This window comes from uncultured Kluyvera sp., assembly GCF_902485085.1.
GTDB classification, from domain to species: Bacteria; Pseudomonadota; Gammaproteobacteria; order Enterobacterales; family Enterobacteriaceae; genus Kluyvera; species Kluyvera ascorbata.
Genome location: NZ_CABTJS010000159.1, coordinates 26214 through 41774, shown reverse-complemented (window position 1 = coordinate 41774; position 15561 = coordinate 26214). Strand labels below are relative to the sequence as shown.

The 15561-nt window shown below is 58.5% G+C and carries 10 protein-coding genes; 3 read left to right on the top strand and 7 right to left on the bottom strand.

Translation table 11 applies throughout. The annotated features are described in order from the left end of the window. Positions 1–156 precede the first annotated feature (156 nt). The 4 genes from urtA to atzF all read right to left on the bottom strand — a co-directional run bounded on the left by urtA (position 157) and on the right by atzF (position 7615). Complete coding sequence (gene urtA / locus RDN66_RS19375; protein WP_035896745.1) at positions 157–1428, bottom strand: urea ABC transporter substrate-binding protein; 1272 nt, start codon at positions 1426–1428, stop codon at positions 157–159. 65 nt (positions 1429–1493) lie between these two features. Beyond that, complete coding sequence (locus RDN66_RS19370) at positions 1494–2192, bottom strand: GntR family transcriptional regulator (protein WP_051910815.1); 699 nt, start codon at positions 2190–2192, stop codon at positions 1494–1496. Between the two features lie 10 nt (positions 2193–2202). Then, positions 2203–5820, bottom strand: coding sequence for an urea carboxylase (gene uca, locus RDN66_RS19365; RefSeq protein WP_202216385.1), 3618 nt, complete (start codon positions 5818–5820; stop codon positions 2203–2205). Continuing rightward, on the bottom strand, positions 5813–7615 hold the full coding sequence (atzF, locus tag RDN66_RS19360) for an allophanate hydrolase (protein ID WP_308538122.1): 1803 nt from the start codon (positions 7613–7615) through the stop codon (positions 5813–5815). The genes uca and atzF overlap by 8 nt, the downstream gene beginning before the upstream one ends. A gap of 410 nt (positions 7616–8025) precedes the next feature. Here atzF and RDN66_RS19355 point away from each other — a divergent pair, with 410 nt between their 5' ends. Next, a complete protein-coding gene (locus RDN66_RS19355; RefSeq protein ID WP_202216387.1) occupies positions 8026–9489 on the top strand; it encodes a DUF2235 domain-containing protein in 1464 nt (487 codons plus the stop codon). An 88-nt stretch (positions 9490–9577) separates the two neighbouring features. Here the strand turns inward: RDN66_RS19355 and RDN66_RS19350 are convergent, their stop codons facing one another. Beyond that, a complete protein-coding gene (locus RDN66_RS19350) occupies positions 9578–10312 on the bottom strand; it encodes an SDR family oxidoreductase (RefSeq protein ID WP_202216388.1) in 735 nt (244 codons plus the stop codon). 96 nt (positions 10313–10408) lie between these two features. On the opposite strand from RDN66_RS19350, the gene RDN66_RS19345 reads away from it, so the two are divergent. Next, entirely contained in the window at positions 10409–11245 is an 837-nt protein-coding gene (locus RDN66_RS19345) for a LysR family transcriptional regulator (RefSeq protein ID WP_123649956.1), read from the top strand. 95 nt (positions 11246–11340) lie between these two features. Beyond that, the gene (locus RDN66_RS19340; RefSeq protein WP_202216389.1) at positions 11341–11967 is read left to right on the top strand and encodes a LysE family transporter; all 627 of its coding nucleotides are present in this window, start codon (positions 11341–11343) and stop codon (positions 11965–11967) included. 100 nt (positions 11968–12067) lie between these two features. Here RDN66_RS19340 and RDN66_RS19335 read toward each other — a convergent pair whose 3' ends face one another. Beyond that, positions 12068–13408, bottom strand: a complete 1341-nt coding sequence (locus tag RDN66_RS19335; protein ID WP_308538121.1) for an HlyD family type I secretion periplasmic adaptor subunit — start codon at positions 13406–13408, stop codon at positions 12068–12070. Then, complete coding sequence (locus RDN66_RS19330) at positions 13395–15527, bottom strand: type I secretion system permease/ATPase (RefSeq protein WP_374044030.1); 2133 nt, start codon at positions 15525–15527, stop codon at positions 13395–13397. The genes RDN66_RS19335 and RDN66_RS19330 overlap by 14 nt, the downstream gene beginning before the upstream one ends. Positions 15528–15561 lie beyond the last annotated feature (34 nt).

The following is a 15561-nucleotide window of genomic DNA, read 5'->3' as shown; positions in this document are numbered from 1 at the left end:
CGAAGCGGCGATTTTGCCGCCAGAGCCCGGGGGTGCAGGGGGCGGCGGCGATTGGCCGCCCCTTGCGCGCTCCCTGCACCCGCGCAATTTATGCGGCTGGAACTTGAAGGGAGCGCAACGGTGCAATCAACCCCAATACATCACCCACTCCCCCCCTTACTTCCCACCCGTTTTCACCGGCGTATCCGGCTTCTTATCATTCCCCGGAATGTACGGACTCCACGGCTGCGCACGCACCGGCTTATCGGTGTTCCACACCACGTTAAACTGACCGTTCTCTTCAATTTCACCAATCATCACCGGCTTATGCAGATGGTGGTTCGTCGCGTCCATAGTCAGCGTAAAACCGCTCGGCGCAGCGAAAGTCTGCCCGGCCATCGCCGCGCGGACTTTATCCACATCGGTCGTCCCCGCCTTCTCTACCGCCTGCGCCCACATATGAATACCCACATAAGTCGCTTCCATCGGGTCGTTGGTCACCACGGTATCGGCATTCGGCAGCTTGTGCGCTTTGGCGTAAGCGCGGTAATCAGCGACAAACTTCTCATTCACCGGGTTGCTCACCGACTCAAAGTAGTTCCACGCCGCCAGATGCCCCACCAGCGGCTTGGTATCAATACCGCGCAGCTCTTCTTCACCAACGGAGAACGCCACCACCGGTACGTCGGTGGCTTTGATGCCCTGGTTGGCCAGCTCTTTGTAGAACGGCACGTTAGAGTCACCGTTAATGGTGGAGATCACCGCCGTTTTACCGCCAGCGGAGAATTTTTTGATGTTAGCCACGATGGTCTGGTAGTCGCTATAACCAAACGGCGTGTAGACCTCTTCAATGTCTTTATCCTGAACCCCTTTCGAGTGCAGGAAGGCGCGCAGGATCTTATTGGTGGTGCGCGGATAGACGTAGTCGGTGCCGAGCAGGAAGAAGCGCTTCGCGCCGCCGCCGTCTTCGCTCATCATATATTCCACCGCCGGAATCGCCTGCTGGTTTGGCGCCGCGCCGGTGTAGAAGACGTTTGGCGACATCTCTTCGCCTTCATACTGCACCGGATAGAACAGCAGGCCGTTCAGCTCTTCAAACACCGGCAGCACCGATTTACGTGATACCGAGGTCCAGCAGCCAAACACCGCCGCCACTTTATCCTGCGTCAGCAGCTGACGCGCTTTCTCGGCAAACAGCGGCCAGTTGGAGGCCGGGTCAACCACTACCGGTTCAAGCTTTTTACCCAGCACGCCGCCCTTGGCGTTAATCTCATCGATGGTCATCAGCGCCACGTCCTTCAGCGGCGTTTCGGAAATCGCCATAGTGCCGGAGAGCGAATGCATAATGCCGATTTTAATGGTGTCTGCTGCGTACGCCTGCAAAGAGAAGCCCATGCTCAAAAAGGTGGCCGACAGGGCAAATGCTTTCAGTAAAGAACGTCTTTTCATGACCAAAACCCCTAAACGATATTGAGTGATAAATGTTCCCCACCGGGATGGGGCGGATGCCGCAACTACGGTGAAACGGGTTGTAAACGGGCCTGCTGAAGCCGGTGTAGGGTTATTTTTCTGACCTCGGCCTTACTCTGTGAAATATGCGCAGTGAGGATCCGCTGCGCCTCTTCGGTTTGCTGCTGCTCAATGGCGCGAAGCACCTGCGCGTGTTCGCTGTAGGTCGCGTCCACGCGGTCCTCGCGGGTAAAGTCGAGGTGGCGAATAATGCGCATTTTTTCCGTCAGCTCGACGTGCACCCGCGCCATCTCACCGTTTCCGGTGGCGCTCACCAGCGCGGTATGAAACGCCTCGTCGTGACGTGAGAGTTCCTTGCCCGGCGGCATCTGCGGCGCATCGCACCAGAAGGCGAGCAGCGGCGCGAGATGGGCCGCACGCGCAGGCGTCGGCATGGCACATAGGCGCTTCACCGCCTCCATTTCCAGCACGATGCGAAAGTCGTACAGCGCTTCGAAATAGGTGAAGTCGAACGGTTTCACCTGCCAGCCACTGCGCGAATAAACCTGCACATAGCCTTCATGTTCCAGCCAGAACAGCGCCTGACGCACCGGCGTGCGGCTGGCCGCCATGCGCTCGGAGATTTCGTTTTCACTAAAGTGCTCGCCGGGCATCAGGCGGAAATCAAAAATGTCGTTTTTCAACGCCAGATAGATACGCTCCGCCAGCCCCACCGTGCGCTTTTTGCCGTTCGCTTGCGTCATACGCCGCTCCCTATTCCAGCCACAGCAGCGCGTCGCCAGGGCTCACCGGGCGGCCCGGCTGACAGCCGATGCGTTTAACAATGCCCGCCTGCGGGGCGTGAATGGCTAGCTCCATTTTCATCGCTTCCACGATGATGAGTGGCTGACCGGCTTCCACCGCCTCGCCCGGCGTGACCAGCACTTTCCAGATATTGCCGTTCATATCGGCAGCCACCGGCAGCGCACCATCGTCGATGTCCTCTTCCTGCATCGGTAGCAGGCTTTCAACGTCGGCCTCCTGGTCGTCCAGGTGCCAGCGCTCGACCTCCGCTTCAAATGCCGCAGACTGAAGCTGGCGGAAACGAGCGATATCAGCGGCATTGTCATCAAGGAACTGCAGGTGCTCGGCGAAGTCGAACACCGTCTCTTCAATGCGCACCGCCGCGCGGCCTTCGCGGAAATCGTCGCGCAGCACAGAGAGCTCCGCTTCGCTCACCGGATAGAAACGCACCTGGTCGAAGAAGCGCAGCAGCCACGGCTCGCCGTCGTTGAACTGCTCATTTTTGAGGAACTTGTTCCAGATGGGCAGCGTGCGCCCCACCAGCTGATAGCCGCCCGGCGAGTCCATGCCGTAGATGCACATGTACATGCCGCCAATGCCCACCGTGCCTTCAGCGGTGAAGGTGCGCGCCGGGTTGTACTTCGAGCTCAGCAGGCGGTGGCGCGGGTCGATTGGTACCGCACACGGCGCACCGAGATAGACGTCACCCAGCCCCAGAATCAGGTAGCTGGCATCAAACAGGGTCTCCATCACCGCTTCACGGTTCGGCAGGCCGTTAATGCGCTGGATAAAATCGACGTTGTTCGGCAGCCACGGTGCGGTCGCACGCACGGTATCGGCGTAGCGGCTGACAGCATCCAGCGTGGCGCTGTCTTCAAAGGCCATCGGCAGATGGACGATGCGCGACGGCACCTTCATACGGCTGACGTCGCCAATGCGCGCCTCTTGCTCCAGCAGCAGCGCCACCAGCGCGGGCTGGCTGATTTCACGGCTGTCGTAACGCACCTGTAGCGAACGTACGCCAGGGGAAAGCTCTTTAATGCCCGGATGCGCCAGTTCGCGCAAATGCTCCATCAGCACGTGAACGCGCAGTCGCAGCGCCAGATCCAGCACGTTTTCGCCGTACTCAATCAGGATGTAGTTGTCGCCCGCCTGACGATAAACGATCGCCGGGGTGCTGAAGGTGGCGGGCAGCGACACCAGCCCGGCGGCGGAAACGCCGTCACGGTCGGCAAGCGACGGCATGGCAAATTCACACAGCGCGGTGGTTTGCAGAGTTTCAACGCTGCGGTCCTGGGCGTTTTCCCGCGCCACCGCGTCTTCCACGCTAATCGGGTAGAAGCGAATGCGGTCGCCCGGCTTCACCTGCCCCACTTTCCACAGCTCCGCTTTGGCGATGGTCACCGGGCAGACAAAGCCGCCGAGGCTTGGGCCATCGCGGGTGAGGATCACCGGGAAGTCGCCGGTAAAGTTGATCGCGCCAATGGCGTATTCGCAGTCATGAACGTTCGACGGATGCAACCCCGCTTCGCCGCCGTTCGGCCGCGTCCAGCTTGGTTTTGGGCCCACCAGACGGACGCCGAGACGGTTAGAGTTGTAGTGCACCTGCCAGTCGCTGGCAAAGAACTCGTCGATAGACTCCTGAGTGAAGAAGTCCGGCGCGCCGTGCGGCCCGTAAAGCACGCCAATACGCCAGACGTCGCCGTATTCAGGGATTAACGCCGCAGACAGCGCCTGTGGTTCAGAAACCGGCGCGGGCGTGGTGCAGGCGGCAATATCCGGACGCGAAATAGACAGCAGATCCGCGACCTTCAGCGTGCGCCCCGCGTGACCACCAAACTGACCCAGCGCGAAAGTGGAACGGCTGCCGAGATAGACCGGCACATCAAGGCCGTTACGCACCGCCAGATAGCCACGACAGCCGCTCTGCGCGCGCCCGAGGCTCAGGGTTTGCCCCGCTTTCACCGTCACCGGTTGCCACATCGGCACCTCTTCATCGTCCAGCTTCGCCTGACAATCGGCCCCGGTCAGAGCAATCAGCGCATCAGCGTGGAATTGCAGCACCGGCCCTTGCAGGGTGAATTCCAGCCCGGCCGCCGATTCATGGTTACCGACAATCCGGTTCGCCAGACGGAAGGCAAAGTCATCCATTGGGCCAGACGGCGGCACGCCGATATCCCAGTAGCCCTGACGGCCCGGATAATCCTGCACGCTGCTCCAGGTGCCGGGTTGCAGTACTTCAATCATTGGCGATTGCGCCACCACGCTATCCAGCATCCGCGTCCAGGCGGTACCGCTGACAAAGGCCTCGCTGGCGGTTATCTGCCGCAGGTAGTCGAGGTTGGTGGCAATGCCGTGCAGCCGCGTGGCGTCGAGCGCTGCCGCCAGTTTTGCCAGCGCCGCGGCGCGGGTCGGTGCATGAACAATCAGCTTGGCGATCATCGGGTCGTAAAACGCGGAAACTTCGCTGCCGGTGGTGACGCCGGTATCAATGCGTACATCGTCAGGGAAGACCACTTCGCTCAGTACGCCGGGGCTCGGCTGGAAGTTTTTCAGCGGGCTTTCGGCATAAATACGCACTTCAATCGCCGCCCCTTGCGGGGCCTGCGCCAGACGCGCCCAGTCGATAGGCTCGTCTGCCGCCACGCGCAGCATGCACTCCACCAGATCCAGCCCGGTCACGCATTCGGTCACCGGGTGTTCAACCTGTAAACGGGTATTCACTTCGAGGAAATAAAACGCGTCCAGCGCGGCATCGTAGATAAATTCCACCGTCCCGGCGCTGCGGTAGTTCACCAGCTTACCGAGCTGCACCGCGGCATCGAGAATCGCTTTGCGGGTCGTCGCCGGGAGGTTCGGCGCCGGCGTCTCTTCCACCACTTTCTGGTTGCGGCGCTGGAGCGAGCAGTCGCGCTCGCCGAGCGCCACCACGTTGCCTTTACCGTCGCCAAATATCTGCACTTCGATATGGCGTGCGCGATCCACGCAGCGCTCAACAAACACTCCGGCATCGCTAAAGAACTGCTCGCCCAGACGGCGTACGCTTTCCCAGCCCTGCGCCAGCGCCTGCGCATCGGCGCATCGCGTTAGGCCAATCCCGCCGCCGCCCGCCGTGCTTTTCAGCATTACCGGATAGCCAATGTTCTGCGCGGCTTCCAGCGCGTCGTCGAGGGAATTGAGCAGCCCGGTCCCCGGCGTCATCGGGACGCCCGCTTCGGCGGCCAGTTCACGAGCGCGGTGCTTCAGGCCAAATTCGCCAATCTGCTGGGCGGTTGGGCCGATAAACACGATGTCCGCCTTGTCACAGGCGTCGGCAAACGGCAGGCTTTCTGAGAGAAAACCGTAGCCGGGCCAGATGGCCTGCGCCCCGCTTTCCCGCGCGGCGGCAATAATCGCGTCAATCTTCAGATAGCTGTCGCTGGCCTTTTCGCCGCCCAGCGCCAACGCGATATCGGCCTGCTTAACGTGTTCAGCGTTTTTATCCGCGTCGGAGTAAACCGCAACGCTGGTGATGCCCAGACGTTTCAGGGTTCGGATCGCGCGGCAGGCAATTTCACCACGGTTGGCAATCAGCACAGTGTTAAACATGATGGTTCTCCTTACGGGCAACCCAATGCCGCCAGCCCTTAAATTCGGTAATATCCACGGCGTCATTCAGCGCCGCCGGTTCACAGATAAAGCCTTTCACCCAGCGGCCATCGCAGAGCTCCAGCGAGCCAATACCCAGCGGCGACGGTATTTCCGCTACGAACTCGCCAAAGCGCGCCAGCGGGATATCCCACAGCTCCACCTCAATCGCCGCGCCGGATGCGTCGCGAGCCAGCCCCGGCTTTTGCGGCTGGGTATTCGCCAGCGCGTAGAGGCGATAGGTCGCCGCCGTCTGCGTGGCTTCGACAAAGACCGCGTTGCGGGTGGTGAGCTGGAAGTTGAGCGGCATACCGCGCAGGTGCGCGCCAACCACGGCAATGCGCACGTGATGCGGCGACGACGGCAGCGCGGCGTCGCCTGGCGTTAACGGCAGCTCGGTCGCCCCCAGCGGTAGCGCAAGCTGCTGCTGCCAGCGGCGGCCAAAATCTGCCAGCGCCCGGTCGTGCCACGCGGGGGCAATCAGGGTGATCCCCGCTGGCAGACCATCGGCGCGGAACGGCGCGGGCAGCGCCAGCGCGCTGAGGTCAGCCAGATTGGTGAAGTTGGTGTAGGTACCAAACTGGGAGTTGAAGCGAATGGGCTCCTGCTCCATCTCCTTTAAGGTGTGGATGGTTGGCGATGTTGGCACCACCAGCGCGTCGACTTCGCCCAGCGTCTGCTGGATTTTTTGCGCCAGCTCGGCGCGCAGGTATTCGGCGTTGTAGGCATCCACTGCGCTGTAGTTGAGGCCCGCAGAGACGATGGTGTAAACGGTCGGGTCCATCAGTTCAGGATGCTGAATCATGTCGCCCACTGCCGCCGTACGCTCGGCCACCCACGGCCCCTGATACAGCTGTTCGGCAAGCTGAGTAAACTCTGAAAAGTCGATAGGTTTCAGCGTGACGCCGCTTTCACACAGCGCATCGATAGCCTGTTCCCAGGCCGCCTGCGCCTGAACGTCGCCGAAAAAGTTCAGCGTTTCCGGTACGGCGAAGGTCGGGGTCGATGACAGCGTCGCAGGCGTGGTCGCAGGATGTGCGCGCGAGTAGGCGTCTTCACTATCTACGCCGCCCGCCAGCGAGGCGATATAAAACGCGTCGTCCACCGTCAGGGCAAAGACCGACAGCGTGTCGTTGAGGCGACAGGCAGGCACCACGCCTTTAGCTGAGAGCCAGCCTTTGGTCGGTTTGAGGCCAACGATATTGTTAAACCCGGCGGGCACGCGCCCAGAACCGGCGGTGTCGGTGCCAAAGGCGAACGGCACCAGGCCACGCGCCACCACGGAGGCCGAGCCGGAGCTGGAGCCGCCGCTGACGTAATCGGGATTGAATGTGTTGACCACAGCGCCGTAGGGGGAGCGCGTGCCCACCAGCCCGGTAGCGAACTGGTCGAGGTTGGTTTTGCCGATAACAATCGCCCCGGCGGCTTTCAGCCGGGCAACCGCCGTCGCATCCTGCTCCGCAATATATTCAAACGCCGGACAGGCCGCCGTGGTCGGCCATCCGGCCACATCTACGTTGTCTTTAACCGCAAAAGGAATACCGAATAATGGCAGGGCGTCGGGGTTATTCTGATAAAGCGGTATTAACACCGCTAATTGTGCTTTCAGCTGCGCTTCGTTGGCTATCATCAGCCATGCGTTATCTTCCGCCGGGAAGGTATTAATATGTTCAAGTAAACGAGTAAGAACAGATTCACTGTCCTGACTGATTTGCTGACGCCACGCGGCCAGCGTTTGTCCTGTCATTAATGCCATCGTTGAATCCCTGTTGGTATACAAGATGGAATTCAATTAGCAAGGCACATGCCAAATATTTAACGCACTGATTTAAATTAACTTTTAAATAAAAATGCAAAGTAATAAGAGTATTTCAGCGCACCGTAAAAGGACATCAAGCGCAATAATAGTGCAGCAGGTCATAGGAAAAACAAATATAACAAGGGAGGGTCAAAATAATTATTTATGAAGATGACCGCAGCGATAACGCCGACATTGATGTGTCTATTACATTTTATTTCACGGGCAATCGGGAGAACGCTTAGCTGCAAAACCCTGGTTGGTTACGCCTCCTTACAAACAAACGAATGCGCGGTATAGCCCCTTTTTTATCTGTTATGCCATATTGGGCACGATTGACAGAATATCCTTAAGGACAAGGGGGTTTTATGGAACAGGACGAGAAAAAAATGCGGGAAATCACGCTGACCATCGGCGTGTTTTTCGATGGCACGGGCAACAATGCGAACAATAGCTGCAGCCGTCAGACGGCCAGCACGGCAGAACCTTCTGCAACGAACGCCGTTCAGAAACTCTGCGGCACGGCAGCGGGAAGTTATCTCGGTTATTACACCAACATTCACTGGCTCCATACGCTGTACAACCAGGGCATAACGCCTGATACAGGGGCCGGTCAATACGCTATTTATATCGAAGGTATCGGAACCGAAGATGGCGCGGGGGACTGCACGTTCGGGATGGGGACTGGCCTCGGCAGAAGCGGTGTAGTGAGTAAAACCGACAAGGCCGTCGCGGCACTCGCGGCCTGTATCCAGAGCTATGTAAGCCGGCATGCTAAAGCGCGTTCCTGCGTCATTAAAGAGGTACAGTTTGATATTTTCGGCTTCAGCCGGGGAGCAGCGGCGGCACGACATTTTGCCAACCGGGTATTCGCCCAGGAAAACGCGATTATCGCAGCCATTAAAGCAGGGCTGAAAGGGCTTGAATTTACCGGCACGCCCGGCGGTAAAACACGCTTTCTGGGGATATTTGATACCGTAGCGGCTATCGGTACGCCGGCTAATGGCCTTAATCCGCATAGCGCCGATACCGGGGATGTTAATCTGCAGCTGCGCCCAGGCGTGGCTCAGCGCGTTTTCCACATCACCGCGCAGCACGAATGTCGGTTTAATTTCGTGTTGAACAGCGTAAAACCGGCGTGGCCGGAACTGGCCCTGCCTGGTGCGCATTCCGACATTGGCGGCGGCTATAACCCTGATGAACACGAAACCTACTTCCTTACCCGCCCTCAGTTTGAAACCGTCCCCCTTTCCACTCCCGATACCAAAACGCGCATTTATCAGCAGACCGGCGAGCAGCTCAGCGCGATGGGGAGCTACCCAACCATTGCGCCGCTATTGCATACGGTAGCGATAAATACGGCGACCTGGTATGACGATCGGATGCCCACCGACCGTTACGGCACATTTCAGAAACGAAGCGCGGCGGCGGCCGTCATCGACCGTCCCACGCGCAATGACTGGTCAAAAGTGGTGCTGCGAGTGATGCTGGACGCGGCGCAGGAGGCGGGCGTGATATTTTATCCAATCGATGAAACCGCTGGTGATTTTGCGTTACAAGCGGAGCTCAGAAACCTGTGTGACAAAGCTATCATGATGGGGCGCGCCGCCCGCAACGGCCAGTCTGCGATGGGCTTTACGACGCCGGAAATTGAGATGCTGGCAGAAAAATATATTCACTGTTCAGCGAACTGGAACAGCGTGGAGCGGGATAGTCGCGGCATGATAACCGGCGCGGTCTGCCCTGCGGAGCTGGTGACCTTCACTAACCGGCCAGATGAACGCTGGCAGCGAACGGTCTACGACATGGATGGAAACAAAAGAGGAAAATAGACGTGAGGAACGGTTAACGGTTCCTCGCGTCTGCGTGGCCAAAAATCAGCTTTATTATCCGCTGATTTTTGGCATCAATCCTGACTTATCACGCGCCCTGACGGGTCGCCGCCAGCACAATTTCACGGATACAAACGTACTGCGGCTGGGAATAGGCGTATTCAATGGCGTGCGCCACATCTTCCGGGCTCAGCACTTTACCGCCCATATCCTGTTTCCAGCTCTGGTAACCGGCTTTGATGTCGTCGCTGGTGGTATGGCTCAGCAGTTCGGTTTCCACCGCGCCCGGGGCAATCACCACCACGCGCACGTTGTGCGGCGACAGCTCTTCACGCAGGTTTTCGGACAGGCCGTGCACTGCAAACTTGGTACCAACGTAGACCACGTGGTTCGGGAAGGTTTTGCGCCCGGCAATGGAGCTGATGTTGATGATGGTGCCCGCTTTGCGCTCAATCATCCCTTTGGTTACCGCGTGAACGCCGTTCAGCAACCCCTTCACGTTCACGTCGATCATCTGCTCCCATTCGTCTGGGTTTTGGCTGTCGATATTGCCCAGCAGCATCACGCCCGCGTTGTTGACCATCGCATCAACCGGCCCAAACTGCTGTTCCGCTTCGGCAACAGCGTCGGCCACCGCCTGACGGTTAGCGACGTCCACGGCGCGACACAAGGTGCGCGGCAGGTTCAGCGCCGTCATACGATCCACGCGACGCGCCAGCAGCAGGAGTGCATGTCCACGTTCTGACAGCAGTTTTGCGGTGGCCAGGCCAATCCCGGAGCTGGCGCCGGTAATCACGACTAATGGTTTAGATGCAGCGTTCATTTGACTTCCTCATAAATAAAATTGATGGCGCTACTTTAAATCCGGATAAGAATGGTGAAAAATGGTTTGTTTTTTTCACAGCCATAAAATAAATCTATGGATAAGCGACAGCTCAGCGCCTTCATCTGCGTATTCGAAGAGCGCAACATTACCCGTGCGGCTGAACAGTTAAGTCTGACACAGCCTGCGCTCTCCGCCACCGTGAAAGCGCTGGAAGAGGAACTCGGCACGCAGCTTTTTGTGCGTAAGCCCCGCGGCGTGGAGGTGACGGAAGATGCGCGCGCGCTCTATCCGCACGCCTGCCGGATGCTCCAGGAGATGGCGGCCCTCACCTCACGCTTTCGTAAACGTCAGGATGGCATGCCGCTGAGTATCGGCGTGGAGCAGGACGTTGCTTCGCCGTGTCTGGCGTCACTGCTGGAAAAAATTCATCTTGAAATGCCGGACATGCTGGTGACGCTCGATCCGGGCTGTACCGGGGATATCCGCCTTGGCTGTGAGAGTTTGCGCTGCGAAGACGAGCTGTTTATGCCGCTGTTCGACGAGCACTATATGCTGGCCTTTCCGAGCAGCCACCCGCTGGCGCAGGTGGCGGAGCTGACGCTGGAGCAGCTTTATAGCCACCCGTGGGTGATGTACCCGGCCCACGATTCTCATCAGCGCTTCCTGCCGTTTTACGGCACGGCGGCCGGTGCACCCAGCGCCAATGCGGGCAGCTTTACGCTGGCGCTGGATCTGGTCGAAGCGGGGTTTGGTCTGGCGATTGCGCCGCACTCGCTGATAGAAACCCGCTGCGACCTCAGCGCAAGGCCGCTGCCGGGGTATCCGTTGTTACGACGAATTGGCATTTGTTATGCCGTACAGGCGGTGGAGAATCCGGCGGTTAACCGGCTGCTGGAGCGGCTCAACGAGGTGACAGCGTTGGCGGGATAAAGCCCGGAGGATTACGCGGAAACCTTGATTCTGGTCATAGTGACTTTTGTGATCCCGCTCTAATTTATTCGCCTTCCTGATAAGAGACCACCCCAATGTTCATACCTTCCATTGGTGCAACGGCCTTCGTTGCATCTATTGCTACGCTCGGCATTTTATCACCCGGCCCGGACTTCTTTATGGTCATTAAAAACGCCGCGCGCTATCGCCGACTGCCCGCCATGATGACCGCCTTTGGCATCACCTGCGGCGTACTGACGCATATGTCTTACTGCGTGGCGGGTCTGGCGGTGGTCATCACCACCACGCCGTGGCTGTTTGATATTCTGAAATACGCAGGCGCCGCTTACCTTATCTGGGTGGGGCTACTGGCTCTGCTGGCGCGCGGGCATAAGAGTATGGATATGACCGGCGTCACTTTGCAGGAAACCTCGCTGAAAAAGGCGTTTCTCCAGGGCTACTTGTGTAACCTGCTGAACCCGAAAGCGACGCTGTTTTTCCTCTCTATTTTTACTCAGGTACTGAACGTGAAATCCGGTTTCCCGGAGAAACTGTGGTACGCCGGGGTGATCCTCACCGTGTCCGTTATCTGGTGGCCGATGCTGGTGGTGCTGATTCAGAGCGCGCCGGTACGTCGTGGACTGGCTAAGGCGCAGAAGGTTATCGATAAGATGCTGGGCGGGCTGCTGATTGCGCTGGGGATTAAGGTGGCTCTGAGCTAGCGCCTGACATCGCAGGGACAAATATCACCTATCGCTCCCCTCTCCCTTAAAAAGGGAGAGGGGGCTGATTGTGCTCGTATTTTCGTTTTTTCGTTTAGTCTTAACGTTCCCGGAACGCTTCCGCCTTCGCACGCAGAATTGGCTTCAGCAGATAGCTAAGCACCGTTTTCTGCCCGGTCATGATATCTACCGATACCACCATCCCCGGTATAATCAGCAGCGGTTTTTCTTCGCTGCCCAGATAGTTGCGATCCGTGCGCAGCCGAATCTGGTAAAAACTGTGCCCCTCTTTATCGGTAATGGTGTCAGCGCTGATGTGCTCCAGCGAACCTTTCAGGCCGCCGTAGATGGTGTAGTCATAGGCGGTGAATTTGATCATCGCCTTCTGCCCTGGGTGTAAAAACGCAATGTCCTGTGGGCGAATTTTGGCTTCAACCAATAGCGTGTCGTCCAGCGGAACAATCTCCACCAGCTCGCTGCCGGGTTGGATAACCCCGCCGATGGTGTTGACCAGCATCTGCTGGATAATCCCGCGCACCGGCGAGGTCACCAGCGTACGGTGAACCCGGTCCTCGATGGCTTTGCCTGAGGCCTCTATTTTCGCAAGGCTAGTGCGCGCTTCGTTAAGCTGACCCAGCATTTCGCTACGATAACGGCCTCTCGATTCGGCAATTTTGTTTTCAATTTCCTTAACGGCTGACCGGGCACGAGGAATGGCGAGCACCACCGAGTCAAGCTGCCCGCGCGTGTCCACTTCGGAGCGGCGCAGGCGCAGGATTTCTACTTTTGAAATAGCCCCGGCACTGACCAGCGGCTGGGACATATTAACTTCCTGCTGAATAAGCCCCAGGCTGCGGCTGAACTGCGTTTTTTTCGCTTCAAAATCCAGCAGTTCCTGCTTTTTCTGCGCCGGCTGTTCTTCCAGCCCGGCGATTTCATTACGAAAACGTGCGCCCTGGGATTCAAAGAGCCCCCGCTCCCCGCTGGCGATCCCCGGCGCTTCCTGCTCGATTTCCGGGCTCAGCGATAAGGGCTTGTCGTCTAGTTGCGCCTGCAGGCGTGAGATGCGGGCCATCAGCGCATAGCGGTCAGCTTCGCTTTCACCGACGGTTGACTTAAAGCGCGTATCGTCAAGGCGCAGCAGCGGTTGACCAGCGTCGACAATTTGCCCTTCGTGGACGAAAACTTCGGAGACAATCCCGCCTTCCAGGTTCTGGATTTTTTGCAGCCTGGACGAGGGGATCGCTTTCCCATCGCCGCGGGTGACTTCATCGATGGGGGCGTTCGCCGCCCAGACAATCAGCGCAATAAAAAATCCAAAGCAGGCCCACAGCGTCACGCGTCGCGAGCGCGGCGCGTCGCTCATCACCGCGCCGTTAATGCCGTTGACCGTCAGGGAGTCGTCCGTTTTACCGAGACCAAACCATTTAGTTACCCCCATGGATTTGCCCCTTCTTCAGTGCCTCCAGCACACTATCGCGCGGCCCATCGGCCACCACGCGCCCACGTTCGATGATAATAAGCCGGTCAACCAGCGCCAGCATCGAGGCGCGGTGGGTCACCAGCAGCAACGTGCGCCCGCGGGTTGACGCCATCAACGCCCGACGGACGGCATCTTCGGTGGTGTTATCCATCGAGCTGGTCGGCTCATCAAGCAGAAGAATCGGTGGCTCAAGCAGAAGCGCGCGCGCCAGCATCACCGCCTGACGCTGGCCGCCAGAGAGGTTAAGCCCGCGCTCGCCAACCTGCATGTGATAGCCGTCCGGGTGCTTACGGGCAAAATCATGCACCCCGGCCAGCTGCGCCGCCCGCAGCATGGCGTTGTCGTCGACGTAGGTGGCTCCGCTTATCAGGTTGTCGCGCAGCGTACCGCTGAACAGGTAAATATCCTGCGGCGCGTAGCCGATATTGTGGCGAAGGTCGTTGACGTCGATTTGGTTGGCATCCATGCCGTCAACCAGGATCTCTCCTGAGTCCGGCTGATAGAAACCGATTATCAGCTTCGCCAGCGAGCTTTTTCCCGACCCGCTGCGCCCGATAATCCCCACCCGTTCACCCGGCGTGATGGTAAAGGAGACGTTAGTCAGTGACGGTCGCTTTTGGTCTGGATAGGTGAAAGTGACGTTCTGAAAGGCAATCGCGCCTTCCAGGGTGTCGCGGGCCACCAGCGCCCTGTCATCCTGACGCTCCTGCGGCAGCTCCATCATCTGTTCAGTGGTATTCATGGTCATTCTTGCCTGCTGATAGCGCGTCACCAGGCCACTAAGTTGCCCCATCGGCACCAGCGCGCGGCCGTTCAGCATGTAGCAAGCGATAAGTCCGCCCATACTGAGGCTACCGCCGATAATCAGATAAACCCCGGCAACAATCATCGCCACGCCGGAAAACTGCTGGAGCCAGGCGGTAAAGTTCACCGCAAAGGTCGAGAGCGTTTTAACCCGTAACTCTTTTTTGCTTAGCGTCACCAGCGTGCTTTCCCACATAAACTGGCGCTCGCTTTGCGCGTTATTCACCTTCATGGCGTCCAGCCCGCCGAGGGTTTCAATCAGCACCGCCTGACGTTCAGAGGCGAGGCGCATCGTCTCTTTTATCGTGTCGTTGAGCGGCTTCTGAATCGCCCAACTCACCACCAGCGCCACCGGGAAGGCCACCAGCGGGATAAACACCAGCGGGCCGCCGATAATGGCGATCACCAGCAGCATCAGCAAGGTGAACGGAATGTCGATAAGCGTCGCCATGGTGAGCGAAGAGAGAAAATCACGCAGCGACTGGATTTCATGAATATTCTGCGCAAAGCTCCCCAACCGTGCCGGACGCGCTTTCATCGCCACGCCGGTAATGCGCTCGAAGATGGAGGCCGAAACAATCATATCGGTCTTTTTGCCCGCAATATCGAGGCAGCGGGTACGCAGCGTTTTCAGCAGCAGATCAAACAGGAAGGCAACGGTTATCCCTATCGCCAGCACCCATAACGTGGCAGTGGCCTGGTTGGGCACCACGCGGTCATAGACGTTCATCACGAACAGCGGCGTACACAGCGCGATGAGGTTAATCAGGAAACTAGCAACGATAGCGTCAACGTAGAGAAAGCGCGATAGCTTCAGCGTGTCACGAAACCAGGTCCGCGTGCGCGGCAGCAGCGAGGATTTGGTGCGTTCGCTTTGATGGATGGGCTGAATAAACAGTGCCGTACCGGAGTACTCTTGCGCCAGCGCGGCTGGGTCGACCAATATTTCCCCGCCGCCGACCTCTCCGGTCTGCACCCGGGCCTGCCCTTGTTCATTCCAGCCAAAGAGTACGGCAGTGCGATGATTTTCCAGTACCAGTACGGCGGGCAGTGAGAGCGCGGTGATATCCTTGAGCTCACGCTTGAGCATTCGCACGCGCAGCCCGGCGCGCGCGGCGGCGCGCGGAAAAACGTCGAGGGTCAGTTGGTTATTTTTAAGCGGTAGGCCTGCGGTCAGCGAAACGCGGGTGGCCGCTTTTCCATAGTGCGAACAGACCGCCAGCAGACTATCGAGCAGCGCGTCGTCCTGAAGCTCGCGCTGATCGACTTTCATCTCTTTTTGCCATTCTACTGCGTCATTGCCACCT